Below are 25,142 nucleotides of genomic sequence, written 5' to 3' on the forward strand. Positions count from 1 at the left end.
TAGGATCGGCTCCAGACCTTTCCGATGTGGAGCAGCACCAATGCAAGCCTGGCGCACGATCAGCCTGTGGATGGACCAGCTCGACGAATCGATCGAGCTGCGCCCGGCGTTGAGCCAGGACCTGGATGTCGATGTGTGCATCATCGGTGCCGGCTACACCGGGTTGTGGACCGCGTACTACCTCAAGCAGCAGGCGCCGCACCTGAATATCGCCATCATCGAGGCGAAGTTCGCCGGCTTCGGCGCTTCGGGGCGCAATGGCGGCTGGCTGATGGGCAACCTGCTCGGCGAAGACCGCCTGCTTGCCACGTTGTCCCCGCAACAACGCCGGGACAGTATCGACCTGCTCCACGACATCCCCGACGAGGCCCGCCGCATACTCGACCGCGAAGGCATCGACTGCGACTACCGCAAGGGTGGCGTGCTGTACTGCGCAGCGCGCTACCCGGAGCAGGAGCGAAGCCTGCGCAGTTGGCTCGACGACCTCTACCGCCAAGGCATGACCGCCGACGACTACCGCTGGCTGCGCCCCGAAGAACTGGACGGCCAGTTGCGCGTCAGCAATGCCTACGGCGCGATCTACAGCCCGCACACCGCGACCATCCAGCCGGCGAAACTCGCCCGCGGCCTGGCCCGGGCGGTGGAACGGCTCGGCGTACCGATCTACGAAAGTACCCCGGCCATCGACTGGAACCCCGGCCAGGTGCGCACTCCGCAAGCCCGCATCCGCAGTCACTGGGTAGTGCCTGCCGTGGAAGGCTACGCCGTCAGCCTGCCACCGCTGGGCAAGCACCAATTGCCGGTACAGAGCCTGCTGGTGGCCACCGAGCCATTGAGCGACTCGCAATGGGACGAGATCGGCCTCAAGGAAGGCCAGGCGTTCAGCGAGAACAGCCGCCAGGTCACCTACGGCCAGCGCACCCGGGACAACCGCCTGGTATTCGGCGCCCGCGGTGGCTATCGCTTCGGCGGGCGTCTGCGCGAAGACTTCAGCCTGAGCCACGATGAAATCGAACTGCGCCGCTACCTGTTCAGCGAACTGTTCCCGCAATTGAAGAACGTGCGCATCAGCCATTCCTGGGGCGGCAACCTGGGCATGGCGCGGCGCTTCCGCCCGCACATGCTTTGCGATCGCCAGCGCGGCATCGCCCTGGCCGGTGGCTACGGCGGCGAAGGGGTCGGGGCTACCAACCTCGGCGGGCGCACCCTGGCCGCGCTGATTCTCGGCCAGCACAACGCCCTCACCGCTCAGCCCTGGGTCCACGACAACCGCGCACTGTCCAGCCTCGCAAGCTGGCCGCCGGAGCCGTGCCGCTGGCTTGGCTACAACGCCATCATCCAGAGCTTCGTCTTCGAGGACCGCACCCTCGCCAGCCCGGCCAGCCCGCCATGGCGCCGGCGCATGGCCGGAGCGCTCGCGGACTTCATGCAGGGATTCATGAACTGAACCTGATCAACTGAATCACCCGACAGAGGAACCCGCGGTCATGAGCATCACCCAGTTCAAACACACCGACAGCGTCGCCCTGGAAACCTCCAGCCCGGTCGCCGTACCCCTTGGCGAGCCCGTCGCGGTGACCTCGGTCACCTGCGTCGAACGCAGCGACGGGGTGGAAACCGGCATCTGGGAATGCACGCCGGGGCGCTGGCGGCGGCAGATCGTGCAACAGGAGTTCTGCCATTTCACCAAGGGCCGCTGCACCTTCACCCCCGACGGCGGCGAGCCCCTTGTCATAGAAGCCGGAGATGCACTGATGCTACCGGCCAACAGCACCGGAATCTGGGATATCCAGGAAACGGTGCGCAAGACCTACGTGTTGATTTTCTGATCCCGCTGATCGCCTGCTGCCTTCGATAACAACAGCTAGAGAAAGGTAACCCGGACATGCGCACTCTCCTTTTTGCACCCCTGATGCTGGCGGCCTCCATGGCCAGCGCGGCCGACTCGGTGAAGATCTACAACTGGTCCAGCTACATCGCCCCGGACACGCTGAAGAACTTCCAGCAGGCCAGCGGCATCGTGCCGACCTACGACGTTTTCGACAGCAACGAAACCCTCGATGGCAAGCTGATGACCGGCAACTCCGGTTATGACGTGGTGTTTCCCTCCAACCATTTCATGGCCCGGCAGATCCAGGGCGGCGCCCTGAAAAAGCTCGACCGTAGCCAGTTGCCGAACTGGAAGAACCTCAATCCGGTGCTGCTCAAGGCCCTGGAGGTGAACGACCCGGGCAACCAGCACGGTTTCCCTTACCTGTGGGGCAGTACCGGCATTGGCTACAACATCGACAAGGTCAAGGCGGTACTCGGCGACAATGCGCCCGTGGATTCCTGGGACCTGATCTTCAAGCCCGAATACATCGGCAAGCTGAAAAGCTGCGGTGTCGCGGTGCTCGACAACGGCCCCGAGCTGTTGCCGATCGCCCTGCACTACCTCGGCCTGCCGCACCACAGCCAGGATCCCAAGGACTACGACAAGGCCAAGGACCTGCTGATGAAGGTGCGCCCGTATATCAGCTACTTCCACTCCTCGAAGTACACCGGTGACCTGGCCAATGGCGATGTTTGCGTGGTGGTGGGCTTCTCCGGCGATGTGCTGCAGGCGAAGAACCGTGCCGAGGAAGCGAAGAATGGCGTGAAGGTGGGCTATTCGATTCCGAAGGAAGGGGCGCCGATGTGGTTCGACATGGTCGCGATGCCGGCGGACGCGCCTGACGAAAAAGCCGGGTATGCCTACATGAACTACCTGCTGCAGCCGGAGGTAATGGCCAACATCAGCAACCATGTGCAATACGCCAACGGCAATCTGAAGGCGGACGGGCTGGTGGATCCGGCACTGAAGGCCAACCCGATGATCTATCCGGGGGAAGAGGTGATGGACAAGCTGTATGCGCTGGAAGCGATGCCGGCGAAGATCGACCGGATCAGGACGCGGATCTGGACCAGCATAAAAGCCGGTAACTAAGGCTGGGCGCGGACAATGTGGGAGCGGGTTCACCCGCGATTGCGGCGGTGAATTCACCATCGTAATCGCGGGTGAACCCGCTCCCACATTATCCGCGTTCAGCCTTCGACTATCAGTGATGCTCGCGAGTAGCGCGGAATTTCACATCCGGCCAGCGCTCTTCCATCAGCGACAGGTTGACCCGGGTCGGCGCCAGGTAGGTCAGGTGACCGCCGCCGTCCACCGCGAGGTTTTCCATCGCCTTGTTCTTGAAGTCTTCCAGCTTCTTCTTGTCATCGCAGGTGATCCAGCGTGCCGACCAGACGGTGATCGGCTCGTAGGCGCATTCGACCTTGTATTCCTCCTTCAGGCGGCTGGCGACCACATCGAACTGCAGCACACCGACGGCGCCGAGGATGATGTCGTTGCTGCGCTCGGGGAAGAACACCTGGGTCGCGCCCTCTTCCGCCAGCTGTTGCAGGCCCTGGCGCAACTGCTTGGATTTCAGCGGGTCCTTCAGGCGCACGCGGCGGAACAGTTCCGGGGCGAAGTGCGGGATACCGGTGAAGCCCAGGCTTTCGCCTTCGCTGAAGGTGTCGCCGATCTGGATGGTGCCGTGGTTGTGCAAGCCGATGATGTCGCCGGCCCAGGCTTCTTCCAGTTGCTCGCGCTCGGAGGAGAAGAAGGTCAGTGCATCACCGATGCGCAGGTCCTTGCCGGTACGCACGTGGCGCATCTTCATGCCTTTCTCGTACTTGCCCGAGCAGATGCGCATGAAGGCGATGCGGTCGCGGTGTTTCGGGTCCATGTTCGCCTGGATCTTGAACACGAAGCCGCTGAACTTCTCTTCCACCGGCTCCACGGTGCGCTCGTGGGCAACCCGGGCCAGCGGGCGCGGAGCCCAGTCGACCACCGCATCGAGCACATGGTCGACGCCGAAGTTGCCCAGCGCGGTACCGAAGAACACCGGGGTCAGCTGGCCGTTGAGGAACTCGTCCTGGTCGAACTCATGGCAGGCGCCCTGGACCAGCTCCAGTTGCTCGACGAAGCCGTCGTACTGGTCGCCCAGGTGCGCGCGGGCCTCGTCGGAATCCAGCTTCTCGATGATCTTCGCTTCGGTGCGCTCATGGCCATGGCCCGGGGTGTAGACCACGATGTAGTCCTCGGCCAGGTGGTAGACACCCTTGAAGTCCTTGTAGCAGCCGATCGGCCAGGTGATGGGTGCCGCCTTGATCTTCAGGACCGCCTCGATCTCGTCGAGCAGTTCGATCGGGTCGCGGATATCGCGGTCGAGTTTGTTGATGAAGCTGACGATCGGCGTATCGCGCAGGCGGCACACGTCCATCAGGGCGATGGTCCGCGGCTCGACGCCTTTACCGCCGTCGAGCACCATCAGCGCCGAGTCCACGGCGGTCAGGGTGCGGTAGGTGTCTTCGGAGAAGTCTTCGTGGCCCGGGGTGTCGAGCAGGTTGATCATGTGCTCGCGATAGGGGAACTGCATCACCGAGGTGGTGATGGAAATACCGCGCTGCTTCTCCATTTCCATCCAGTCGGAGGTGGCATGGCGATCGGACTTGCGCGACTTCACCGTACCGGCCACGGCAATGGCCTTGCCCATCAGCAGGAGCTTCTCGGTGATGGTGGTCTTACCGGCGTCGGGGTGGGAAATGATTGCGAAAGTGCGGCGCTTCGCGACTTCGGCGGCCTGTTGGGTCATGGGAAATCGCCTGACTGGGGATTGAAAAAAGGGGCGATATCATACCTGAAGTCGGGCCAACGGCCAAAGGCTGGCCAAATGTGCTGTTGGTGCAGGAGCGCGGCATGCCGGACGCATTCATCATCGGCCCAACAGCAGTCAATTCAACGCCTCCCCGTCAGAATCACGCTCATTCCTCGTGCGAAATTTCAAACACCCGGGGGATTAGCGCTGGCCAAATGCCGCATCAGATGGGAACCTTTAAAGCGATGGAGGCGTCCATTCCCCTGCAATGACCGTTGGTCGGGGGTGGTTTCACCGGCAACACGAGCCTGACGGGGCTTCGCTCATGGCGCGCATTCTGGCCGCCGCTTTTCGCACACGGATCGCCCGTCGCCTGGAACGGCGACCCCCATGGAATCCGTGCGCCGACGATAGAAAAAGGAGTCCGCCTATGGCTGCACGCTATGGCAAGGGGCTGATGGGATGTGCCGCCGCGCTCGTCATCCTGGCCCTGCTGATCCACTGGATCGGCATCGATACGATCGCGCATTACCGCGCCGATCTGTGGTTCTACCTGCAGGCGCACCTGATGCTGGTGCTGCTGTCGATGGGGGCGGCGCTGGTCGTGGGCATCCCCGCCGGCATTGCCCTGAGTCGACCGCACCGGGTCGACCGCGCCGAACGCTTCATGCAGGTTTTCAATATTGGCAACACCGTTCCTCCTCTCGCCGTACTCGCCATCGCCCTGAGCATCCTCGGCATCGGCGCCGGCCCCGCGATCCTCGCGCTGTTCCTCGCCTCGTTGCTGCCCATCGTGCGCAACACCTACGAAGGCCTGAAAAACGTCCCCGCCTCGCTCAAGGAAGCCGCCACCGGCATCGGCATGACGCCGCGCCAGTCGCTGTTCAAGGTCGAGCTGCCGAACGCCGTGCCGATCATCGTCGGCGGGGTGCGCGTTGCCCTGGCGATCAACGTCGGCACTGCGCCGCTGTCGTTCCTGATCGGCGCCAACAGCCTGGGCAGCCTGATCTTCCCCGGCATCGCCCTGAACAACCAGCCGCAACTGCTGCTGGGCGCGGCCTGTACCGCCCTGCTGGCCTTGCTACTGGATGCGCTGGTCGCCCAGGGCAGCCGCCGCTGGCTGGAACGCGGCCTGACTCACTGACCGAGGGATCATCATGAAACGAATCGCCTTGCTCCTGGGCGCGGCCCTGCTGTTCGCAGGATTTGCCCAGGCTGCCGAAAAACCCCTGATCCGCATCGGCGCGCGGGTCTTCACCGAGCAGACCGTGCTCGCCGAAATCACCGCCCGCTACCTGCGCCAGCACGGCTTCGACGTGCGCATCACCGGCGGCCTGGGCAGCACCCTGGCGCGCAGCGCCCAGGAAAGCGGGCAGTTGGATATGGTCTGGGAATACACCGGGGTCTCGCTGGTGTCCTACAACCATGTCGACGAACGCCTGCCGGACGCCGCCGCCACCTACGCCCGGGTAAAGGAACTGGACGCGAAGAAAGGCCTGGTCTGGCTGGCGCCGTCGCGCTTCAGCAACACCTACGCCCTGGCGCTGCCCCGTGAGGTGGCCGAGGAGTACCCGCAGGTGCAGACCATCAGCCAGCTCAACCAGGTGCTGCGCGACGAGGCCGGCAAGACCCACATCCTCGCCCTCGACACCGAGTTCGCCAATCGCCCGGACGGCCTCGCCGGCCTGACCGAAACCTACGACCTGCAGTTCACCCGCAAGGACATCCGCCAGATGGACGCCGGGCTGGTCTACACCGCATTGCGCAATGGCCAGGTGTTCACCGGCCTGGTGTACACCACCGATGGCCGGCTCAGCGCCTTCGACCTGAAGCTGCTGGAAGACGACCGTCACTACTTCCCGGACTACACGGCCGCGCCGGTCGTGCGCAAAGCGGTACTCGACGCCAACCCGCAACTGGCGACCTTGCTCAAGCCACTGGCCGAGCGCCTGGACGACGAGACCATGCGCCAGCTCAACGCCAGGGTAGACGTCGAGCATGAAAGCCCGGGCAAGGTGGCCGACGACTTCCTGCGCAACCACCCACTGCAAGGAGATGCGCAATGAGCCTGCTGGATACCTTCGCCCATCTCGACTGGGGGCAAGTGCTGCAACTGACCGGCCAGCACATCACCCTGGTCGGCATCGCCGTAACCCTGGCGATCCTCGTCGGCGTGCCGCTGGGCATCCTGATGACCCGCTTCCCCGCCCTCGCCGGCCCGCTCCAGGCCAGCGCCACGGTGCTGCTGACGGTGCCGTCGATCGCCCTGTTCGGCCTGCTGCTGCCGTTCTACTCGAAGTTCGGCCAGGGCCTGGGCCCGCTGCCGGCGATCACCGCGGTGTTTCTCTATTCGCTGTTGCCGATCATGCGCAACACCTACCTGGCCCTGACCAATGTCGAGCCGGGCATCCGCGAAGCCGCCCGCGGCATCGGCATGACCTTCGGCCAGCGCCTGCGCATGGTCGAACTGCCGATCGCCGTACCGGTGATCCTCGCCGGGGTGCGCACCGCCGTGGTGATGAACATCGGCGTCATGACCATCGCCGCCACCATCGGCGCCGGCGGCCTTGGCGTACTTATCCTGACCTCCATCAGCCGCAGCGACATGTCGATGCTGCTGGTCGGCGCCGTGCTGGTGAGCCTCCTGGCCATCGCCGCCGACCTGCTCCTGCAAGCCCTGCAACGCAAGCTGACTCCAGAAGGACTGCTCAAATGATCGAACTCCAGAACCTCTCGAAAACCTTCCAAAGCAACGGCAAGGAGGTCAAGGCGGTCGACGCGGTCAGCCTGACCGTCAACGAAGGCGAGATCTGCGTCTTCCTCGGCCCGTCCGGTTGCGGCAAGAGCACCACCCTGAAAATGATCAACCGCCTGATCGAGCCCACCTCGGGCAAGGTCCTGATCAATGGCGAGGACACCACCGGCCTCGACGAAGTGACCCTGCGCCGGCGCATCGGCTATGTGATCCAGCAGATCGGCCTGTTCCCCAACATGACCATCGAGGAAAACATCACCGTGGTCCCGCGCCTGCTCGGCTGGGACAAGCAGAAATGCCACGAGCGCGCCCGCGAGCTGATGAGCATGATCCGCCTGGAGCCCAAGCAGTACCTGCAGCGTTACCCGCGGGAACTGTCCGGCGGCCAGCAGCAGCGCATCGGGGTGATCCGCGCGCTGGCCGCCGAAGCGCCGCTGCTGCTGATGGACGAGCCGTTCGGCGCGGTCGACCCGATCAACCGCGAGATGATCCAGAACGAATTCTTCGAGATGCAGCGGGCGCTGAACAAGACCGTGATCATGGTCAGCCACGACATCGACGAGGCCATCAAGCTGGGTGACAAGATCGCCATCTTCCGCGCCGGCAAGCTGGTCCAGATCGACCATCCGGACACCTTGCTGGCGCATCCGGCGGACGAGTTCGTCAGCAACTTCGTCGGCCAGGACAGCACCCTCAAGCGCCTGCTGCTGGTGCGAGCCGAAGATGCGGCGGACAACGCGCCGTCGGCCAGCCCGGACATGCCGGTGGCGGATGCACTGGAGCTGATGGACGAGCATGACCGCAAGTACGTGGTGGTGACCGATGGCGAGAATCGTGCGCTGGGCTATGTGCGGCGTCGGGACCTGCACCGCCAGCAAGGCGTGTGTGCCGACTTCCTGCGCCAGTTCAACGCCACGGCGGCGCACGACGAGCACCTGCGCATCCTGTTGTCGCGCATGTACGAATTCAACCGGGCGTGGCTGCCGGTGCTGGATGCGGAGCAGGTATTCCTGGGCGAGGTGACCCAGGAATCGATTGCGGCCTACCTGAGTTCGGGGCGCTCGCGTGGGGGCAAGACCAGCATCGTTTCCCCGGCTGAGACTGCTGTGTAAGGCTTGAGGGCCAATCGCCGGCAACGCCGGCTCCCACAGGGTATTGTGAACACCGCAGAACCTCGTGGGAGCCGGCGTTGCCGGCGATTGGCCTTAAAGGTCAGAACCCTACACTGGCCTGCACATAGAAGGTCCGCGGCTCGCCCACGTAGATTCCCGAGTTGTTGTCGCTGGAGCGGGTGTAGTACTGCTTGTCGAAGATGTTCTTCACCCCCGCCGCCAGCTTCAGGTTCGACAGCTGCTGGCCGAAGTCGTAGCCTCCACGGGCCGCCCAGGTCACGTACCCCGGGATGTCCCCGTATTGCCCGTCGGCACTCGGCTCGGTGATGTAGTTGCCGTTGAAGCTGCCGTTGGCATTCATACCGGTCCCCGGCGCGCGCTGTTTCGATTGGGCGAAGGCGTCCAGGTTCCAGGTCCAGCGGTTTACCTGGTAACGCAGCCCGGCATTGACCACCTGGCGCGAATAGAACGGCAGGTCACGGCCCTTGAAGCCCGGGATCTCGCCTTCATAGGTTGCACGGGTGTAGGTGAACCCGGCGTTCGCACTCAAGCCTTCCAGCCGTGCATCCAGCCCGGACAGGTCATAGCGCAGCGAAGCCTCGATGCCCTGGTGCTTGGTCGCACCGAGGTTGGTCCAGCCCACGTCGTTGCTGATGTACTGCAGTTCGTCGTCGAAGTCGATGTAGAACGCGGTCAGCTCACCGCCCCAATGTTCATCGTTGTAGCGCGTGCCGATCTCGTAGGTCTTGGCCTTTTCCGGTTCCAGGCCGTTGGCGGTCGAGTTGCCGACGCCGCCCTGCCCCAGCTGGAAGTACTGCAGGCTGCCGAAGGAGGTTTCGTAGTTGGCGAACAGCTTCCAGGCATCGGAAAGGTGGTACATAACGCTCAACGCCGGCAGCGGCTCGTCGCTGCTGATGCTGCGGCTCTTGGCCTGGACCCGCACCCCATTGGTGCCCAGCACCGCGCGCTCGTGCCAGTCGGTGTTGATGTGCTCGAAGCGCAGGCCTGGCGTGATGGTCCAGTTGCCGATGTCGATCTTGTCATCGATGTAGTACGCGCTGGCTTCGGTTCCACCGGTACGGTCCTGGTAGACATGGCCGTCGGAGGTCGGAGTGACGGTCGGCACGTTGTCGATCAGCGCCAGGCGGCTGGCCTGCTCGTGCATGGCTTCCTTGAGGTAGCGGTAGCCGACGCTGACTTCCTGGGTCGCCTCGCCGGTGAAGAACAGCCGCGACAACCGTGGCTCGATGGCGAAGGTGTGATAGCTGCGCGGGAAGGACGACAGGGTCTTCTGGTCGCGGGCGGCGATGGTGCTGCCGCGGAAGCTGTCGGTGTAGTAGGTCTGCACCTCGAACTGGGTGACGTCGTCGATCTGCCGCAGGTACTTGAGCGACACGTCCTTGCGCCGGCCGCTGAAGTTGTCGTGGTCACGATCGGACTGGTACGGGTCGGCATCATACTGGGCCTGGGTCAGGCCACCGGGCATGTCGGCCTTGCCGTCGTAGTAGTGGAAGTTCAGCCACAGTTCATCCTGGTCGGTCGGCGCCCAGTGGGTCTTGAACAGCACGTCGTCGATATCGTTGCCGTTATTGCTGCGGCGGTAGCCGTTGCCATTGACCCCGGAATACAGCAGCGCCGCGCCGATGCCGTTGTCGGCGGTGCCGCCGAGGAAGGCCGTATCGATATGCTTCCAGCCGCCGTAGCGGGACGTCTCCAGGGTGGTGCCGATTTCGCCGGTGGCCTTTTCCGGGATCGCCCGGGTGACGAAGTTGATGACCCCGCCGACGTTCTGCGGCCCGTAGCGCACGGAGCCGGCACCGCGCACCACGTCGATGCTGTCGAGGTTGCCGGAGGAAATCGGTGCCATCGACAGCTGTGGCTGGCCGTAGGGTGCAAAGGCCGCCGGTATGCCGTCGATCAGCACCGTGGAGCGCGGCGACAGGCGCGAGGTCAGGCCGCGTACCCCGACATTGAGCGACAGGTCGCTGCCACCGGTACCGTTGGAGTCCTGCACCTGTACCCCGGGAATGCCCTTGAGCACATCGCGCACGTTCATCGCACCCTGCTCGATCATCGCCTCGCGGCGCACCACGGTGCGCGCGCCGGGATGGTTCTGCACCACCGCCTCCTGCGCGTCGCCGAGCCAGTCGCCGACCATGCTGATATCGGTCGCCGCCAGTTCCACGACCTCGCCGGAAGCCTGCGCCGAACGCAGGACCACGCTGCCCTGGGACATCTCGTAGGTCAGCCCGCTGCCCTGCAGCAAGGCTTGCAGCGCCTGCTCCGGCGTCAGGTTGCCGGACACCGCCGGAGCCTGCTTGCCGGCCACCAGCTCGGGGGTGAAGAACAGTTGCAGTGAGGTCTGCTGACCAAGCTGGTTCAGCGCGCTGGCCAACGACTGGGCCTGGATCTGGATGGGGGTCGGCGTCGAGTCGGCGTAGCTGTTGCCGATACCGGCGCTGACCGCCAGGGCCAGCGCCAGGGGCAGCCAGCGCGAGCGGCCGGCGGAACGCGGGGCATGCTTGTTGTTGTTCACGTCTTCGGGACTTCCTGAGAATGAAAATGCTTGGCAATTACAAGTCAGGCAGGAAGACGAACAACTGAAAAAATACCTGAATCTATTTTGCAATTATTTCCTGGGAGCCGTCGGCATGGGCCACCACGGACACCGGCAGGATGCTCGGCAAGGCCCGCAGCAGAGCGTCCGTGTCGTCGACACGGAAGGTGCTGCTGAGGCGCAGCTTCGCCACTTTCGGCGCCACTTTCAGCGGCTGCTGGCGATAGCGCGAGACCTCTTCGGCCACCTGGGCCAGGGAAGCGTCGTTGAACACCAGCTTGCCCGAGCGCCAGGCGGTCAGCGCGGCGGGATCCACCTTGTAGGCGGCGGCAACGTTGCCGTCTTCATCTATATGGGAACCGAGACCGGCGCTGAGCAGCGCCCGGGACTCGCCATGGCCCTGGACCCTGACCGAGCCCTGCTCCACCACCACCCGGGTCTGCCCGGGATCGCGGCGCACATCGAAGCGGGTGCCGGTCACGGTGACCGTGCCGTTGCCCGCGTCCACCACGAAGGGCCGCCCGCTGTCATGGGCGACGCTGAACATCACCTCGCCCTGGGCAAGGCGGATATCGCGCTGTCCGGCACTGAAACGCACTTCCAGGCGGGTCCGGCCATTGATCTCCAGGCGCGAGCCGTCCGGCAACACGACCTGGCGGCGTTCACCGAGGCCGGTCTGCAGTTGCTGGTAATGGTCGAGCGTGCCGTCCTGCCAGGTGAACCAGCCGAGGCCGACCGCAGCAGCCATGATGCCGGCGGCCAGTGCCTGGCGGATGAAGCGCCGACGCGGCAGGACGGCGACCGGATCCTCGACGCACAAGGCCTCGAGGCGCGCGCGGGGCAGCAGGTCGCTGGCCCGCCACAGCTCGGCCAGCATCCGGTATTCGTCACGATGCAGCGGATCCTGCGCCAGCCAGGCCTCGAACACCGCCTGCTGGCCGGGCGGCAACGGCCCGTCCTGAACCCGGGCGAACCATTCGGCCGCCTGCGCGCGCGCGGCCTCCTGGGGGCCGGAACTAGCGTCCTGATTCATGAATACCTTCGCCTGACTCATCTGTTCGCCACATCCAGGTGCTCGCGCAGATGGCGAAGCGTGCGGATCATATACTTTTCCACCATGTTCCTGCTCAGGCCCATGCGCTCGGCGATCTCCGCCTGGGTCAGGCCTTCGAGCTTCTGCCAGACGAACACCTTGCGGCAGTTCAGCGGCAACTCGGCCAGCGCCCGCTCGACGCTGTCGGCCAGTTGCAGGGCATTCATGTAGGCCTCCGGATCGTCGTCCACCGGCGGGGTCAGGTCCAGGGCCTGCTGTTCGAGGGACTGGCGACGGTCTTCGCGGCGATAACCGTCCACGGCGATATTGCGCGCAGTCTGGTGCAGGTAGGCGCGTGGTTGCTGCACCGCGCCGGGCTCGCTTTCCAGGACGCGGACAAAGGCATCGTGCGCGAGGTCCTCGGCCTGCTGGCGACTGCGCAGCTTGCGCGTCCAGGTGCCGATCAGCTCGTGATAGTGGTCGAGGAAGCCTTTGGGTCGAGACACGGTGGGAAGGTCGTCGTCAGGCAGTGGAAAAGTGTGCGAATAGTAATGTTTCTCGTTAACGCCGGCAAATCCGACCTTCGTCCGGCCGATCGGAGGTGCACCGGGCAAAATTTTTTCGCTGCAACTACGCACGCTTCAGGTGGCCATAAATATGAACACCCAGGGCATTCAAACACCCGCTCGAACACACTCGACAAACGGTCATATTTAATAAGTGAACAGTAACTTGAAGGGAAACGCGCCAATTGAAAGGCTGAGTGTCGAAGTTCGGGAAAAGTGAGCATTTCGCCAGCTATTCCACAATTCTTTACGCATCGGCGATCTGGCGGAACATATGGCTGTCACCTGGGTCGGTTATGAAAGGAACACGCCGACAACAGGTCGCCGAGGCGTGCGAAAAGGCGACATTTTTAGTTGATCTTGAACCCCTCAGGTCCTAAAGTTCGCGCCGAACGTCCATGCTGGAAACGATCCATCCGGCTCAAGTACTGACGACGAGACAGCAAGGTCACCCGCAGCAGCAATGTATCGCGCGCGGTTGACCTTTTTGCTTTCGGCGACATGCCTTGGGAAGTAGGCGAACCAAAGTGGGGATACGGAGGGCGTTCAGTTGCAGCCACTTATTCATTCAGTTTGCCCATGGAGTTCCCAGGTATGTCGATCCAGGTCGAAGACTACTTTGCGCGCGAAACCTTCCAGAAGATGAAGGCCTTCGCCGACAAGCAAGAAACCCCGTTCGTACTCATCGACACCCAGATGATCAGCCAGGCCTACGACGACCTGCGCGCCGGCTTCGAATTCGCCAAGGTCTACTACGCGGTCAAGGCCAACCCGGCGGTCGAGATCATCGACCTGCTGAAAGACAAAGGCTCGAGCTTCGACATCGCTTCGATCTACGAGCTGGACAAGGTGCTGGGCCGCGGTGTCACCGCCGACCGCATCAGCTACGGCAACACCATCAAGAAATCCAAGGACATCCGCTACTTCTACGAGAAGGGCGTGCGCCTGTACGCGACCGATTCCGAAGCCGACCTGCGCAACATCGCCAAGGCCGCCCCGGGTTCGAAAGTCTACGTACGCATCCTCACCGAAGGCTCCACCACCGCCGACTGGCCGCTGTCGCGCAAGTTCGGCTGCCAGACCGACATGGCCATGGACCTGCTGATCCTCGCCCGCGACCTGGGCCTGGTGCCTTACGGCATCTCCTTCCACGTCGGCTCGCAGCAGCGCGACATCTCGGTATGGGACGCCGCGATCGCCAAGGTCAAGGTGATCTTCGAGCGCCTGAAGGAAGAAGACGGCATCGAGCTCAAGCTGATCAACATGGGTGGCGGCTTCCCGGCCAACTACATCACCCGTACCAACAGCCTGGAAACCTACGCTGAAGAAATCATCCGCTTCCTCAAGGAAGACTTCGGCGACGACCTGCCGGAAATCATCCTCGAACCTGGCCGTTCGCTGATCGCCAACGCCGGCATCCTGGTCAGCGAAGTGGTGCTGGTGGCGCGCAAGTCCCGCACTGCGGTCGAGCGCTGGATCTACACCGACGTGGGCAAGTTCTCCGGCCTGATCGAAACCATGGACGAGTCCATCAAGTTCCCGATCTGGACCGAGAAGAAAGGCGAGAGCGAAGAAGTGGTCATCGCCGGCCCGACCTGCGACAGCGCCGACATCATGTACGAGCACTACAAGTACGGCCTGCCGCTGAACCTGGCGATCGGTGACCGCCTGTACTGGCTGTCGACCGGTGCCTACACCACCAGCTACAGCGCTGTGGAATTCAACGGCTTCCCGCCGCTGAAGGCCTACTACCTGTAAATGAAAAAAGGGGCTGAGTGATCAGCCCCTTTTTTTTGTGTGTCCTTTCGGGCCTCATCGCGGGTGAACCCGCTCCCACAGGGCCACAGTGATCTTGTGGGAGCGGGTTCACCCGCGATGAGGCCCGAAAGGCCACTACACCAGCTCAGCCAGGCGCTCCTTGTAGGCCCCCGCCATCGCCCGGATCTCCGGCTCCGCCGCCTGCTCCAGCGCCGGCCCGGCCACTCGCAGGAAATTGGCATTGCCGCCTTCGAGCGCCAGCTGCAACCACTTCAGCGCTTCTTCCAGTTCACCCTGCGCCGCCAGCACCCCCGCATGGCTGAACTGCCCACGAAAATCCCCGGCCTCTGCCGAACGTCGATACCACTCCCGTGCCGCCGGCAGGTTCGCCTGGCAATGCAGCCCTTCCTCCAGATAGCGCCCCAGCAGGTTCATCGATTTGGCATGTCCCATCTGCGCCGCGCGCCGGTAGCAGGCCAGCGCCAGCCCGTGGTCAAGGTCCACACCGCGTCCGGTAGCCAGCAGGTTTCCCAGGTTGTAGATCCCCCAGTCCAGCCCGCCATTGGCAGCATGCCGGTAATGCCGCGCGGCCTTGGGCAAGTCCACCTCGCCACCCCAGCCATGCTCCAGGCAGCGCCCGAGCATGTTGTGGGCCATTGCGCTGCCCTGCTGCGCCGCGATACCGAACCAGGTCCGCGCCAACGCCGGATCCTTCTCGATCCCGCGCCCGTCCAGCAGCACCTGCCCAAGCAACGCCTGGGCCTCGACCACGCCCTCGCCCGCCGCCATCAACAGGGCCTGGGCCGCCTTCGCCGGGCTGTGTTCGAGCATCCGTGCCAGCTCATCCGGGCCCACCACTTCCTCACGCCGTAACTGCAAAGCCATGTGTCAGACCTCGACCCAGCGCCGCAGCAGGTTGTGATAGGTGCCGGTCAATTGCAGCAGCGAGGGATGGTCCGGCACATCGGCCGTGAGCTGCTGGATCGCGCTGTCCATTTCGAACAGCAAGGCGCGCTGGCTGTCCTCGCGCACCAGGCTCTGGGTCCAGAAGAACGCCGCGTACCGTGCGCCACGGGTCACCGGATTGACCCGATGCAGGCTGGTGCCCGGATACAGCACCATATCCCCCGCCGTCAGCTTGACCCGCTGCAGGCCATAGGTGTCCTGGATTTCCAGCTCGCCGCCGTCGTAGTCCTCCGGGTCGCTGAAGAACAGGGTCGAGGACAGGTCGGTACGCACCCGCTCCACACTGCCCTTGGGCTGGCGCACGGCATTGTCGATGTGGAAACCGAAGTTGCCGCCTTCGCGGTAGCAGTTGATCAAGGGCGGAAACACCTTGTGCGGCAGCGCCGCCGACATGAAGCGCGGGTTGCTCCATAACCGCTCGATCATTGCCGCCCCGATTTCCTTGGCCAGCGGATGGCCCTCGGGCAGTTGCAGATTGTGCTTGGCCTTGGCCGACTGGTAACCCGCAGTGATCCGGCCGTCGGCCCAGTCGGTCTGCTCCAGTGCCTCGCGGATGCGCAGCACTTCCTCGCGATTGAACAGGCCGGGAATGTGTAAAAGCATGGCGATCTGGCACCTGGGCGGAAAAGATGCCAATGGTATTGATTCTTATCCAGCCATCACAAGCCCCAGCCGAGGGACGGCCGTTGATCCTTGGCAAAATTTCGTGAAAAAGATGTAAAGAATGTAAATGCAACACTTTCTCAATTGTGACTGCCAATCACTTGCTCTTATATTCGCCCCCCTCGAAACCTTGGGAGGGGGTCCACCTGATGTCGCGTCAATTCGTTCCAGCCACTGTCAGTTCGCCGCGCTTGCTCGCATCCGCCATCGGTGTCGCCATCACCGCCACGTCCGCTGCGCACCTGGCCTATGCCGAGCCAGCACCTGCCAAGCCGGCCGGTCCGTTGACCCTCGATGCCACCAGCATCAATGCCCAGGCCGAGCAGGCCAGCACCGACTATAAGGTCGAGCGCGCCTCCTCGCAGAAATACACCGCCCCGCTGGTCGATACGCCGCGCTCGGTCACCGTGGTTCCGCAACAGGTGCTCAAGGACACCAATGCCCTGACCCTGCAGGACGCCCTGCGCACCGTGCCCGGCATTACCTTCGGCGCAGGCGAAGGCGGCAACCCGCAAGGCGACCGGCCATTCATCCGCGGTTTCGACGCGCAGAACGACACCTACATCGATGGCGTGCGCGATACCGGCGCGCAAACCCGCGAAATCTTCGCCGTGGAATCCATCGAAGTCAGCAAGGGCCCGAATTCGGCGGTTGGCGGCCGTGGCGCGGCCGGCGGCAGCATCAACCTGGTGAGCAAGAAAGCCCACCTGGGCAACTCGTTCGACGGCGGCTTCACCTGGGGCTCCGACCAGACGCAGCGCTACACCCTCGACGGCAACTATCAATTCAGCGACACCGTTGCCGGCCGCCTGAACCTGATGAGCCACGAAAGCAACGTCGCCGGCCGCGACAAGGTCAACTACGACCGCTGGGGCATCGCCCCGTCCCTGGCCTTCGGCCTGGGCACCGATACCCGGCTCAACCTCGACTGGTACCACGTCGAGAGCGACGACCTGCCGGACTCCGGCGTGCCCTACACCTACTCCGGCAGCAATCGCACCTCGGCCAACCCGGACAAGCCTTATTCCGGTGGCGACCACAGCAACTTCTACGGCCTGACCGACCGCGACTTCCGCAAGGCGCGCACCGATATCGCCACCATCGCCATCGAGCACGACCTGACCGACGCGCTGACCATCAAGAACACCCTGCGCCACGGCAATTCGATGCAGGACTACATCCTGACCCAGCCCGACGACTCCAAGGGCAACGTCAACAACGGCAGCGTCTGGCGCCGGGCTAATACCCGGGTGGGCAACACCTCCACCACCACCAACCAGACCGACCTGTTCGGCGACATCTACATCGCCGGCTTCAAGAACAGCTTCTCCACCGGTATCGAGTTGAGCCGCGAAGAGAGCGAGCGTTCGACCTATGACGTCAATACCGACACCACGCCAGCGACCCCGATCACACCGACCGTGCCATCCAGCACCAATTGCACCCCGGCGATGATCGTATCCAGCGGCTACAACTGCACCTCGCTGAGCAACCCGAACCCGGACGATCCGTGGAACGGTTCGATCGCACGCAACTACGGCGGCACCACCACCAAGGGCAAGACCCGCGCCCTCTATGTGTTCGACACCCTTGAGCTGACCCCGCAGTGGCTGGTCAACATGGGCCTGCGCTACGACCACTTCGACACCGAGTACCGCACCTACGGCGCCAACGGTGCCACCACCGTAAGCAAGACCGGCGTGCGCGCCGAGGGCAAGGACACCAGCGAATTCGTTACCGGCCAGTTGGGCCTGGTCTGGAAACCGGCCGACAACGGCAGCGTTTATGTCTCCTACGCCACCGCTGCTACCCCGCCGGGTGCAATGCTGGGTGAAGGCACGGAAGGCAACCTCCTGCCCAACAGCACCGATCGCAACGGCGTCCTGCTGGGCAGCGACATGGAGCCGGAAGAAACCACCAACTACGAAGTCGGTACCAAGTGGGACCTGCTGGACAACCGCCTGTCCCTGACCGGTGCGATCTTCCGCACCGAGAAAGACAACGCCCGCGTCCAGGTCAACACCAACACCTACGAGAACATCGGCACCACCCGCGTCGACGGTATCGAGCTGTCGGCCAGCGGCAAGCTCACCGAGAAATGGCAGGTCTTCGCCGGCTACGCCTACATGGAAGGCCGGCAGATCGACGGCGGCCCGCTGGGCAAGGCCAACGACGGCAATCAACTGCCTAACCTGCCGAACAACTCGGCCAGCCTGTGGACTACCTACCAGATCACGCCGAAGTTCACCATCGGTGGCGGCGCCTTCTACACCGATGAGGTGTTCGGCAACGTGGCCAACACCACCAAGGTCGACAGCTACGTGCGCTATGACGCCATGGCCGCCTACAAGCTGACCAAGAACGTCGACCTGCAACTGAACGTGCAGAACCTGACCAACGAGGTCTACTACGACAAGGCGTTCTCCACCCACTTCGCCAACCAGGCGGCGGGGCGTACCGCACTGCTGACCACCAGCGTTCACTTCTAAGGTTTTCGCCGGTCTGGCCCTTGCCCCGTTCATTTCGATGAGCGGGGCTTTTGTGTGTCAAGGCATGTGTAGCAAGGCATAATGCGCGACTAATTCGCATTCCCAGAAACATTCCCAGGTGGTCGATGTGCTGAAAAAGACGCTGTTCCAATTGCACTGGTTCTTCGGCATCACCGCCGGGCTGGTGCTCGCGCTGATGGGCATCACCGGCGCAGCGTACTCGTTCCAGGATGAAATCCTCCGGGCCATCAACCCGCAGGTGCTCAAGGTCCAGGTGCGCGAAGGCGGCGTGCTGGCGCCGACCGAGCTGGTGCGGCGGGTCGAGGAAAGCGAAGGCAAGAAGGTCTCGATGATCTGGGTCGAGACCAAGAGTGATGCCGCCGCGCGGATCTTCTTCACTCCGCCGCCGGGCGAGCGGCGTGGCCAGCTGCGCTATGTCGATCCTTATACCGGCGCCTTCCAGGGCGACGTAGTGGGCCAGGACTTTTTCAACCTGATGCTCAACCTGCACCGCTTCCTGACCCTCGGCGACACCGGCCGGCAGATCACCGGCGCCTGCACCCTGATCCTGGTGTTCTTCTGCCTGTCCGGGCTGTATCTACGCTGGCCGCGCCAGGCGCTGAACTGGCGCACTTGGCTGACCCTCGACTGGGCGAAAAAAGGCCGTGCCTTCAACTGGGACCTGCACGCAGTGTTCGGCACCTGGTGCCTGCTGTTCTACCTGCTGTTCGCCCTGACCGGATTGTTCTGGTCCTACGAGTGGTACCGCGAGGGGCTGAGCCGGCTGCTGGCGGACAAACCGCCGGCTGGCCAGCAGCAACAGAAACGCGAAGGCCGTGGCGGCCACGGTGGCCCGCCCAAGGCCGACCCGAACGCCCCGGCGCTGGTGGTGGACTACGACGCCATCTGGGCCAGCCTGCAAAAAGCCGCCGGCCCCGGCCTGAGCGCCTATAACCTGCGCCTGCCAGCGGCAGGCGGACAGCCGGCGACGCTCTTCTACCTGCTGTACGACGCTGCCCACGAACGCGCCCTCAACACCCTGACCATCGACCCGGCCAACGGCCAGGTGAAACGCCAGGAGGTGTACAACGACAAGTCGTTCAAGGCGCAATTGCTGACCAGCATCTATGCCCTGCACGTAGGCAGCTATTGGGGCCTGCCGGGTCGCATCATCCTGACCATCGCCAGCCTGGGCATGCCACTGTTCTTCGTCACCGGCTGGCTGCTGTACCTCGACCGTCGCCGCAAGAAGCGCCAGATCCGTGCCGCACGCAGCGGCCTGGCCCAGGGAAGCGACGAGGCCGGCGGCTGGCTGGTGGGCTTCGCCAGCCAGAGCGGTTTCGCCGAGCAGCTGGCCTGGCAAAGCGCCGGGCAATTGCAGGCGGCCGGCCTGCCGGTACGTGTGCAAGCGCTGGCGTCGCTGAGCGAGGACGATCTGCGCCAGGCCGGGCGGGCGCTGTTCGTGGTCAGCACCTTCGGCGACGGCGAAGCCCCGGACAGCGCCCGAGGATTCGAACGCAAGGTGCTGGGCCAGGCATTGTCGCTGCAAGGGCTGAACTACTCGTTGCTGGCCCTGGGCGATCGCCAGTACCCGCACTTCTGCGGCTTCGGTCGGCGCCTGCATGCCTGGCTCGGCGAGCGTGGCGCCCACGCCCGCTTCGCCCCGGTGGAAGTGGACAGCGCCGATCCGCTGGCTCTGCAACGCTGGCAGCAGCAGTTGGCAGAACTGAGCGGCAGCGTCGTGGTGCCGGTGTGGCAGGCGCCCGAATTTGCGCCATGGACATTGAAACATCGCGAACTGCTGAACCCGGGCAGCCAGGGCTCGCCGGTATTCCTTCTGGGCCTGACTGCGCCGACGCCGTCGCAATGGGAAGCGGGCGATCTGGTGGAAATCATGCCGCGTCAGGCACCGGCTACCGTCGAGCGCTTCCTCGAGGGTCTGGGGCTGGACGGTAACACTCAAGTGCAACTGGCTGGCCTGGATGAATCACTGGCTGCCGCCCTCGCCGGCCGGCAACTGCCGGTCAGCCGCGAGCATCTGGTTGGCCTGCATGCCCAGGCGCTGGTGGATGCGCTGATTCCGATCGATGCGCGGGAGTATTCCATCGCTTCGATTGCGGCTGACGGCGTACTGGAACTAATCGTGCGTCAGGAACGGCACCCGGACGGCAGCCTGGGGCTGGGGTCTGGCTGGCTGACCGAGCATATGGCGCCGGGCAGCACCGTCAGCCTGCGTCTGCGTCGCAACAGCGGTTTCCATCTGCCGGCGGATGCGGTGCCGATGATCCTGATCGGCAACGGCACCGGCCTGGCGGGGTTGCGCAGCTTGCTCAAGGCGCGAATCGCTGCCGGTGAGCAGCGTAACTGGCTGCTGTTCGGGGAACGCAATGAAGCCCATGACTTCCACTGCCGGGACGAACTGCAAGGCTGGCTGGCCACTGGCGACCTGGCGCGCCTGGACCTGGCGTTCTCGCGGGACCAGGCGGAAAAGGTGTATGTGCAGGACCTGTTGCTGCAGCGGGGCGAGGAACTGAAGCGCTGGCTGGCCGACGGTGCGGCGATCTATATCTGCGGCAGTTTGCAGGGGATGGCGGGTGGCGTGGATGCGGCGCTCAACGGGTTGCTCGGTGAGGCGGCTGTGGAAGAGTTGATCGAGCTGGGGCGCTATCGCCGGGACGTCTACTGAGTATTCGAGGGCCTCATCGCTGGCAAGCCAGCTCCCACAGGGATCTGTGGGAGTCCGCCCAGCCTTTCAGGCTGCACTGTCGCGCAGAGAACAGCTCCAAAGTACGACGCGTACCCTGTGGGAGCGGGTTTACCCGCGATTGCTATGGTGAATTCACTACTGCAATCGCGGGTGAACCCGCTCCCACAAGGTCCCTGCAAATCAAAGAGTTATGTTTTGTTCTATGGGAGCTGGCTTGCCAGCGATAGGGCCCTCAGGAACTCAGTGAAGCTCGAAGGTATCGGCATCCAGGTTCGCCGGAAAACGCGTCCGGTAGGCCGCCAGGTCCGCCGAATTCAGCACCGCGGTGAACACCCCGTCCGCTTCCCCCGCACTCAGCAGGCTTTCACCCTGGAAGTCCAGCACCTGGCTGTCGCCGCTGTAGGCGAAGCCCTTGCCGTCCGTGCCGACCCGGTTCACCGCCGCCACGTAGCACAGGTTCTCGATGCCCCGCGCCGGCAGCAATCGGTTCCAGTGCTGGCGGCGCGCCGCCGGCCAGTTGGCGGTGTACAGCAGCAGGTCGGTGTCCTGGGCGTCGCGGCTCCACACCGGGAAACGCAGGTCGTAGCAGATCAGCGGACGGATCCGCCAGCCCTTGAGCTCGAACTGCACCTGGCGCTCGCCCGGGGTGTAGTGCTTGTGTTCGCCGGCCATGCGGAACAGGTGACGTTTGTCGTAGTGCAGAATTTCGCCGTCCGGACGCGCCCAGAGCAGGCGATTGCGGTGGCTGCCATCGGCGGCCTGGATGATCACGCTGCCGGTGATCACTGCATCGAGGCGCCTGGCCTGGGCTTTGAGCCAGGCGTAGGTGGGGCCGTTTTCCGGCTCGGCGAGGCGTTCGGACTCCATGGAGAAACCGGTGGTGAACATCTCCGGCAAGATCACCAGGTCAGCGCCTTTGGCCTGGTCCAACAAGGCTTCGAAGTGCTCGTAATTGCCCTGGCGGTCCTGCCAGACCAGGCTGGTCTGGACCAGGGCGACGCTCAGGTTGGGCAGGTTGCTCAGATCGCGCATAGTTTTTCCGCTGCCTCGCGCAGCGTCTCCTCGCGTTTGGCGAAACACAGGCGCACCAGGCGCTGCTCGGGAATGGGTTGCTGGTAGAACACCGACACCGGAATGGTCGCCACGCCATGCTCACGGGTCAGCCACAGGGCCATGTCGACATCGTTGAGGTCAGGGCGGATGGTCGAATAGTCCACCAGTTGGAAATAGGTGCCCGCCGAACGCTTGAAGCTGAAACGGGACGGGCCAAGCAGATCGCAGAACAGGTCGCGCTTGGCCTGGTAGAAGGCCGGCAATTGCTCGATATGCTCGGGATGTTCGGCCATGAAGTCGGCCAGCGCCCACTGCAGCGGGGTCACGCCGCAGAAATTGACGTACTGGTGGACCTTGCGCAGTTCGCCGCTCAGTGCCGGCGGCGCAACGACGTAACCGGTTTTCCAGCCGGTGACGTGGTAGGTCTTGCCGAACGAGCTGACCACGAACGCCCGCGGGTAAAGGGCTTCATGGCTCAGCACGCTGGCATGGGCGACGCCGTCGAACACCAGGTGTTCGTAGACTTCGTCGCTGATCAGGTAGATATCGCGGTCGGCGATCAGGGCCGCCAGTTGATCGAGGTCGGCACGGGTGATCAGCGCGCCGCTGGGGTTGTGCGGCGAGTTGATGATGACCATGCGCGTGCGCGGGCCCAGGGCATCGCTGAATTTCTGCCAGTCGATGCTGAAATCCACCGGGTCCAGTTGCACATGCACGCAACGGCCACCGGCCAGTTCCACCGCGGGTTCGTAGCTGTCGTAGCTGGGATCGAAGACGATGACCTCGTCACCGCTGCGGATCACCGCCTGGATGGCGCAGAAGATGCCTTCGGTCGCCCCGGGAACGATGGTCACTTCATGGTCGGCATCGACACCGACGCCGTAATGCCGGGCGATCTTGGCCGCGACCTGCTGGCGCAACGCGGGCAGGCCGGTCATCGGCGAATACTGGTTATGCCCGGCGCTGACATGCCGTCCCACCGCATCGAGCAGGGCCTGCGGGCCATTGAAATCCGGGAAACCCTGGGACAGGTTCAACGCCCCGGTCTGCACCGCGAGCTGAGACATGGTAGTGAAGATGGTCGTGCCGACATTCGGCAGCTTGCTGCTGATCATGAAGCCCTCTTTCCTGCGGACCCGGCCCAGGCACGGTAAGCCGTCGAGCATAGCGGATCGGACAGTCAGGAAAAAGGTTGAAACACAAGGCCGGCGGCGCGGGTGCCAGCCCGCGCCGCCACGAGATTACTTGCGCTTGTCCTTGCGCTTCTTCTCGGCCTTCTTGTGGTGCGACATCAACCGGCGCTTCTTGTTGACCTGGCGGTCGGTGAGGGTGTTCTTGTTACCCTCGAACGGGTTGTCGCTGCCCTTGTACTCGATGCGGATCGGCGTACCGACCAGCTTGAGCACGCGGCGGTAGGTGTTTTCCAGGTAACGCGAGTACGAGCGCGGGACCTTCTCCACCTGGTTGCCGTGGATCACGATGATCGGCGGGTTGGCGCCACCAAGGTGGGCGTAGCGCAGCTTGATGCGACGGCCGTTGACCATCGGTGGCTGGTGCTCGCTGACCGCGTCTTCGAGGATCTGGGTCAGGCGGCTGGTCGGCCAGCGGGTGACCGCCGACTTGAACGAGTTCTGCACCGACTGGTACAGGTTGCCCACGCCGGTGCCGTGCAGCGCCGAGATGAAGTGGATATCGGCGAAGTCGACGAAGAACAGCCGGCGTTCCAGCTCGGTCTTCACGTAGTCGCGCTCGCTCGGCTGCATGCCGTCCCACTTGTTCAGGGCGATGACGATGGCGCGACCGGCTTCCAGTGCGAAGCCCAGCAGGTTGAGGTCATGATCGACCACGCCTTCGCGGGCATCCATGACGAAGATCACCACGTTGGCGTCCTTGATCGCCTGGAGCGTCTTCACCACCGAGAATTTTTCGACTTCCTCGTGGATCTTGCCGCGCTTGCGCACGCCGGCGGTGTCGATCAGGGTGTACTTCTCTTCGTTGCGCTCGAAGGGAATGTAGATACTGTCGCGGGTGGTGCCGGGCTGGTCGTAGACCACCACGCGCTCTTCACCGAGCATGCGGTTGACCAGGGTCGACTTGCCGACGTTGGGCCGACCGATGATGGCGATCTTGATGCCGTCCTTCTCGCTCGGGCCGGGGATGCGCGTGGCTTCCTCGCCTTCGGCGACGTTCTCGTCGAGGGACTCTTCTTCCTGGTCGCGCGGCACGTCACCGAGCACCGTCTCCATCAGGGCATTGATGCCGCGGCCTTGCGAACCGGCAACCGGAATGGCGTTGCCCATGCCCATGGGGGCGAATTCGGCGCGGGCGGTGTCCGGGTCGATGTTGTCGATCTTGTTCGCCACCAGGAACGACTGCTTGTTCCGCTTGCGCAGGTGCTCGGCAATCATCTGGTCGGCGGCGGTCAGGCCGGCACGGGCATCGACCAGGAACAGCACGTAGTCGGCTTCTTCGATAGCCATGAGCGACTGCTCGGCCATTTTCTCGTCCATGCCCGCCTCGTCACCGGTGATACCGCCGGTGTCGATCAGGATGTAGGAACGGCCCTGCCAGCGCGCTTCGCCGTACTGGCGGTCGCGGGTCAGGCCCGAGAGGTCGCCGACGATGGCGTCGCGGGTCTTGGTCAGGCGGTTGAACATGGTGGACTTGCCGACGTTCGGGCGACCCACCAGGGCGATTACGGGAACCATGCGGCTCTCCATTGGGTAAATTCAAGAAATACAAAGGCCGCTGCGAGGCAGCGGCCGAAGTTGCGGGCAACGTCTCTCGACGTCGCGGCCCGGGGCCCGAAAGCCCCAAGC

19 protein-coding genes are annotated in these 25,142 nt (G+C 63.9%); 10 read left to right on the forward strand and 9 right to left on the reverse strand.

What is annotated here, in order from left to right:
• The first annotated feature begins 40 nt into the window (after window positions 1-40).
• Genes ACKLLE_RS18845 through ACKLLE_RS18855 form a run of 3 tightly spaced genes read left to right on the forward strand, consistent with a single transcriptional unit; the run spans window position 41 to window position 2,965 of the window.
• Complete coding sequence (locus ACKLLE_RS18845) at window positions 41-1,447, forward strand: NAD(P)/FAD-dependent oxidoreductase (RefSeq protein ID WP_420058738.1); 1,407 nt, start codon at window positions 41-43, stop codon at window positions 1,445-1,447.
• A 40-nt stretch (window positions 1,448-1,487) separates the two neighbouring features.
• The gene (locus ACKLLE_RS18850; protein WP_064302769.1) at window positions 1,488-1,829 is read left to right on the forward strand and encodes a cupin domain-containing protein; all 342 of its coding nucleotides are present in this window, start codon (window positions 1,488-1,490) and stop codon (window positions 1,827-1,829) included.
• A gap of 56 nt (window positions 1,830-1,885) precedes the next feature.
• On the forward strand, window positions 1,886-2,965 hold the full coding sequence (locus ACKLLE_RS18855) for a polyamine ABC transporter substrate-binding protein (protein WP_420058739.1): 1,080 nt from the start codon (window positions 1,886-1,888) through the stop codon (window positions 2,963-2,965).
• A gap of 112 nt (window positions 2,966-3,077) precedes the next feature.
• Here ACKLLE_RS18855 and ACKLLE_RS18860 read toward each other — a convergent pair whose 3' ends face one another.
• Window positions 3,078-4,661, reverse strand: coding sequence for a peptide chain release factor 3 (locus ACKLLE_RS18860; RefSeq protein ID WP_009398140.1), 1,584 nt, complete (start codon window positions 4,659-4,661; stop codon window positions 3,078-3,080).
• A 433-nt stretch (window positions 4,662-5,094) separates the two neighbouring features.
• Between ACKLLE_RS18860 and ACKLLE_RS18865 the strand changes: the two genes are divergently transcribed.
• From ACKLLE_RS18865 to ACKLLE_RS18880, 4 genes are read left to right on the forward strand one after another with little or no spacing between them, the layout of a single operon-like run.
• Window positions 5,095-5,808, forward strand: a complete 714-nt coding sequence (locus tag ACKLLE_RS18865) for an ABC transporter permease (protein ID WP_009398138.1) — start codon at window positions 5,095-5,097, stop codon at window positions 5,806-5,808.
• A 13-nt stretch (window positions 5,809-5,821) separates the two neighbouring features.
• On the forward strand, window positions 5,822-6,730 hold the full coding sequence (locus ACKLLE_RS18870) for a glycine betaine ABC transporter substrate-binding protein (protein WP_420058740.1): 909 nt from the start codon (window positions 5,822-5,824) through the stop codon (window positions 6,728-6,730).
• The gene (locus ACKLLE_RS18875) at window positions 6,727-7,380 is read left to right on the forward strand and encodes an ABC transporter permease (RefSeq protein WP_009398134.1); all 654 of its coding nucleotides are present in this window, start codon (window positions 6,727-6,729) and stop codon (window positions 7,378-7,380) included. Before ACKLLE_RS18870 ends, ACKLLE_RS18875 begins: the two co-directional genes overlap by 4 nt.
• Entirely contained in the window at window positions 7,377-8,531 is a 1,155-nt protein-coding gene (locus tag ACKLLE_RS18880; protein WP_420058741.1) for an osmoprotectant ABC transporter ATP-binding protein OsmV, read from the forward strand. Before ACKLLE_RS18875 ends, ACKLLE_RS18880 begins: the two co-directional genes overlap by 4 nt.
• A gap of 100 nt (window positions 8,532-8,631) precedes the next feature.
• On the opposite strand, the gene ACKLLE_RS18885 is transcribed toward ACKLLE_RS18880, so the two are convergent.
• From ACKLLE_RS18885 to ACKLLE_RS18895, 3 genes are all read right to left on the reverse strand, one after another.
• Window positions 8,632-11,067 (reverse strand): TonB-dependent siderophore receptor, encoded by a 2,436-nt coding sequence (locus tag ACKLLE_RS18885; RefSeq protein ID WP_064302766.1) that lies wholly within the window; start codon window positions 11,065-11,067, stop codon window positions 8,632-8,634.
• 82 nt (window positions 11,068-11,149) lie between these two features.
• Window positions 11,150-12,121, reverse strand: a complete 972-nt coding sequence (locus tag ACKLLE_RS18890; RefSeq protein WP_420058742.1) for a FecR family protein — start codon at window positions 12,119-12,121, stop codon at window positions 11,150-11,152.
• A 17-nt stretch (window positions 12,122-12,138) separates the two neighbouring features.
• Window positions 12,139-12,627, reverse strand: a complete 489-nt coding sequence (locus tag ACKLLE_RS18895; protein WP_064302785.1) for an RNA polymerase sigma factor — start codon at window positions 12,625-12,627, stop codon at window positions 12,139-12,141.
• 654 nt (window positions 12,628-13,281) lie between these two features.
• On the opposite strand from ACKLLE_RS18895, the gene ACKLLE_RS18900 reads away from it, so the two are divergent.
• Window positions 13,282-14,445: a type III PLP-dependent enzyme gene (locus ACKLLE_RS18900; RefSeq protein ID WP_009398126.1), complete on the forward strand. Its 1,164-nt coding sequence runs from the start codon at window positions 13,282-13,284 to the stop codon at window positions 14,443-14,445.
• A gap of 135 nt (window positions 14,446-14,580) precedes the next feature.
• Here the strand turns inward: ACKLLE_RS18900 and ACKLLE_RS18905 are convergent, their stop codons facing one another.
• Both ACKLLE_RS18905 and ACKLLE_RS18910 read right to left on the reverse strand, forming a co-directional pair.
• Window positions 14,581-15,330, reverse strand: coding sequence for a tetratricopeptide repeat protein (locus ACKLLE_RS18905; protein WP_420058743.1), 750 nt, complete (start codon window positions 15,328-15,330; stop codon window positions 14,581-14,583).
• A gap of 3 nt (window positions 15,331-15,333) precedes the next feature.
• Window positions 15,334-16,014, reverse strand: a complete 681-nt coding sequence (locus tag ACKLLE_RS18910; protein ID WP_420058744.1) for a Fe2+-dependent dioxygenase — start codon at window positions 16,012-16,014, stop codon at window positions 15,334-15,336.
• 209 nt (window positions 16,015-16,223) lie between these two features.
• On the opposite strand from ACKLLE_RS18910, the gene ACKLLE_RS18915 reads away from it, so the two are divergent.
• The gene (locus ACKLLE_RS18915) at window positions 16,224-18,563 is read left to right on the forward strand and encodes a TonB-dependent receptor (protein ID WP_420058745.1); all 2,340 of its coding nucleotides are present in this window, start codon (window positions 16,224-16,226) and stop codon (window positions 18,561-18,563) included.
• A 127-nt stretch (window positions 18,564-18,690) separates the two neighbouring features.
• The gene (locus ACKLLE_RS18920; protein ID WP_420058746.1) at window positions 18,691-21,249 is read left to right on the forward strand and encodes a PepSY domain-containing protein; all 2,559 of its coding nucleotides are present in this window, start codon (window positions 18,691-18,693) and stop codon (window positions 21,247-21,249) included.
• 261 nt (window positions 21,250-21,510) lie between these two features.
• Here the strand turns inward: ACKLLE_RS18920 and ACKLLE_RS18925 are convergent, their stop codons facing one another.
• The 3 genes from ACKLLE_RS18925 to der all read right to left on the reverse strand — a co-directional run bounded on the left by ACKLLE_RS18925 (window position 21,511) and on the right by der (window position 25,031).
• Window positions 21,511-22,302: an amidohydrolase gene (locus tag ACKLLE_RS18925; RefSeq protein WP_420058747.1), complete on the reverse strand. Its 792-nt coding sequence runs from the start codon at window positions 22,300-22,302 to the stop codon at window positions 21,511-21,513.
• The gene (locus tag ACKLLE_RS18930; protein ID WP_420058748.1) at window positions 22,290-23,438 is read right to left on the reverse strand and encodes a pyridoxal phosphate-dependent aminotransferase; all 1,149 of its coding nucleotides are present in this window, start codon (window positions 23,436-23,438) and stop codon (window positions 22,290-22,292) included. The genes ACKLLE_RS18925 and ACKLLE_RS18930 overlap by 13 nt, the downstream gene beginning before the upstream one ends.
• Window positions 23,439-23,564: 126 nt before the next feature.
• Window positions 23,565-25,031: a ribosome biogenesis GTPase Der gene (gene der / locus ACKLLE_RS18935; protein ID WP_009398529.1), complete on the reverse strand. Its 1,467-nt coding sequence runs from the start codon at window positions 25,029-25,031 to the stop codon at window positions 23,565-23,567.
• Window positions 25,032-25,142 lie beyond the last annotated feature (111 nt).

The sequence above is a fragment of the Pseudomonas bharatica genome (genome assembly GCF_048586865.1).
GTDB lineage: Bacteria > Pseudomonadota > Gammaproteobacteria > Pseudomonadales > Pseudomonadaceae > Aquipseudomonas > Aquipseudomonas bharatica.

Coding starts and splice junctions, on each gene's coding strand:
- ACKLLE_RS18925 (WP_420058747.1), bottom strand. CDS start 22,302: ATGCGCGATCTGAGCAACCTGCCCAACCTGAGCGTCGCCCTGGTCCAG.
- ACKLLE_RS18930 (WP_420058748.1), bottom strand. CDS start 23,438: ATGATCAGCAGCAAGCTGCCGAATGTCGGCACGACCATCTTCACTACC.
- ACKLLE_RS18890 (WP_420058742.1), bottom strand. CDS start 12,121: ATGAATCAGGACGCTAGTTCCGGCCCCCAGGAGGCCGCGCGCGCGCAG.
- der (WP_009398529.1), bottom strand. CDS start 25,031: ATGGTTCCCGTAATCGCCCTGGTGGGTCGCCCGAACGTCGGCAAGTCC.
- ACKLLE_RS18875 (WP_009398134.1), top strand. CDS start 6,727: ATGAGCCTGCTGGATACCTTCGCCCATCTCGACTGGGGGCAAGTGCTG.
- ACKLLE_RS18850 (WP_064302769.1), top strand. CDS start 1,488: ATGAGCATCACCCAGTTCAAACACACCGACAGCGTCGCCCTGGAAACC.
- ACKLLE_RS18915 (WP_420058745.1), top strand. CDS start 16,224: ATGTCGCGTCAATTCGTTCCAGCCACTGTCAGTTCGCCGCGCTTGCTC.
- ACKLLE_RS18865 (WP_009398138.1), top strand. CDS start 5,095: ATGGCTGCACGCTATGGCAAGGGGCTGATGGGATGTGCCGCCGCGCTC.
- ACKLLE_RS18900 (WP_009398126.1), top strand. CDS start 13,282: ATGTCGATCCAGGTCGAAGACTACTTTGCGCGCGAAACCTTCCAGAAG.
- ACKLLE_RS18880 (WP_420058741.1), top strand. CDS start 7,377: ATGATCGAACTCCAGAACCTCTCGAAAACCTTCCAAAGCAACGGCAAG.
- ACKLLE_RS18870 (WP_420058740.1), top strand. CDS start 5,822: ATGAAACGAATCGCCTTGCTCCTGGGCGCGGCCCTGCTGTTCGCAGGA.
- ACKLLE_RS18860 (WP_009398140.1), bottom strand. CDS start 4,661: ATGACCCAACAGGCCGCCGAAGTCGCGAAGCGCCGCACTTTCGCAATC.
- ACKLLE_RS18910 (WP_420058744.1), bottom strand. CDS start 16,014: ATGCTTTTACACATTCCCGGCCTGTTCAATCGCGAGGAAGTGCTGCGC.
- ACKLLE_RS18855 (WP_420058739.1), top strand. CDS start 1,886: ATGCGCACTCTCCTTTTTGCACCCCTGATGCTGGCGGCCTCCATGGCC.
- ACKLLE_RS18905 (WP_420058743.1), bottom strand. CDS start 15,330: ATGGCTTTGCAGTTACGGCGTGAGGAAGTGGTGGGCCCGGATGAGCTG.
- ACKLLE_RS18845 (WP_420058738.1), top strand. CDS start 41: ATGCAAGCCTGGCGCACGATCAGCCTGTGGATGGACCAGCTCGACGAA.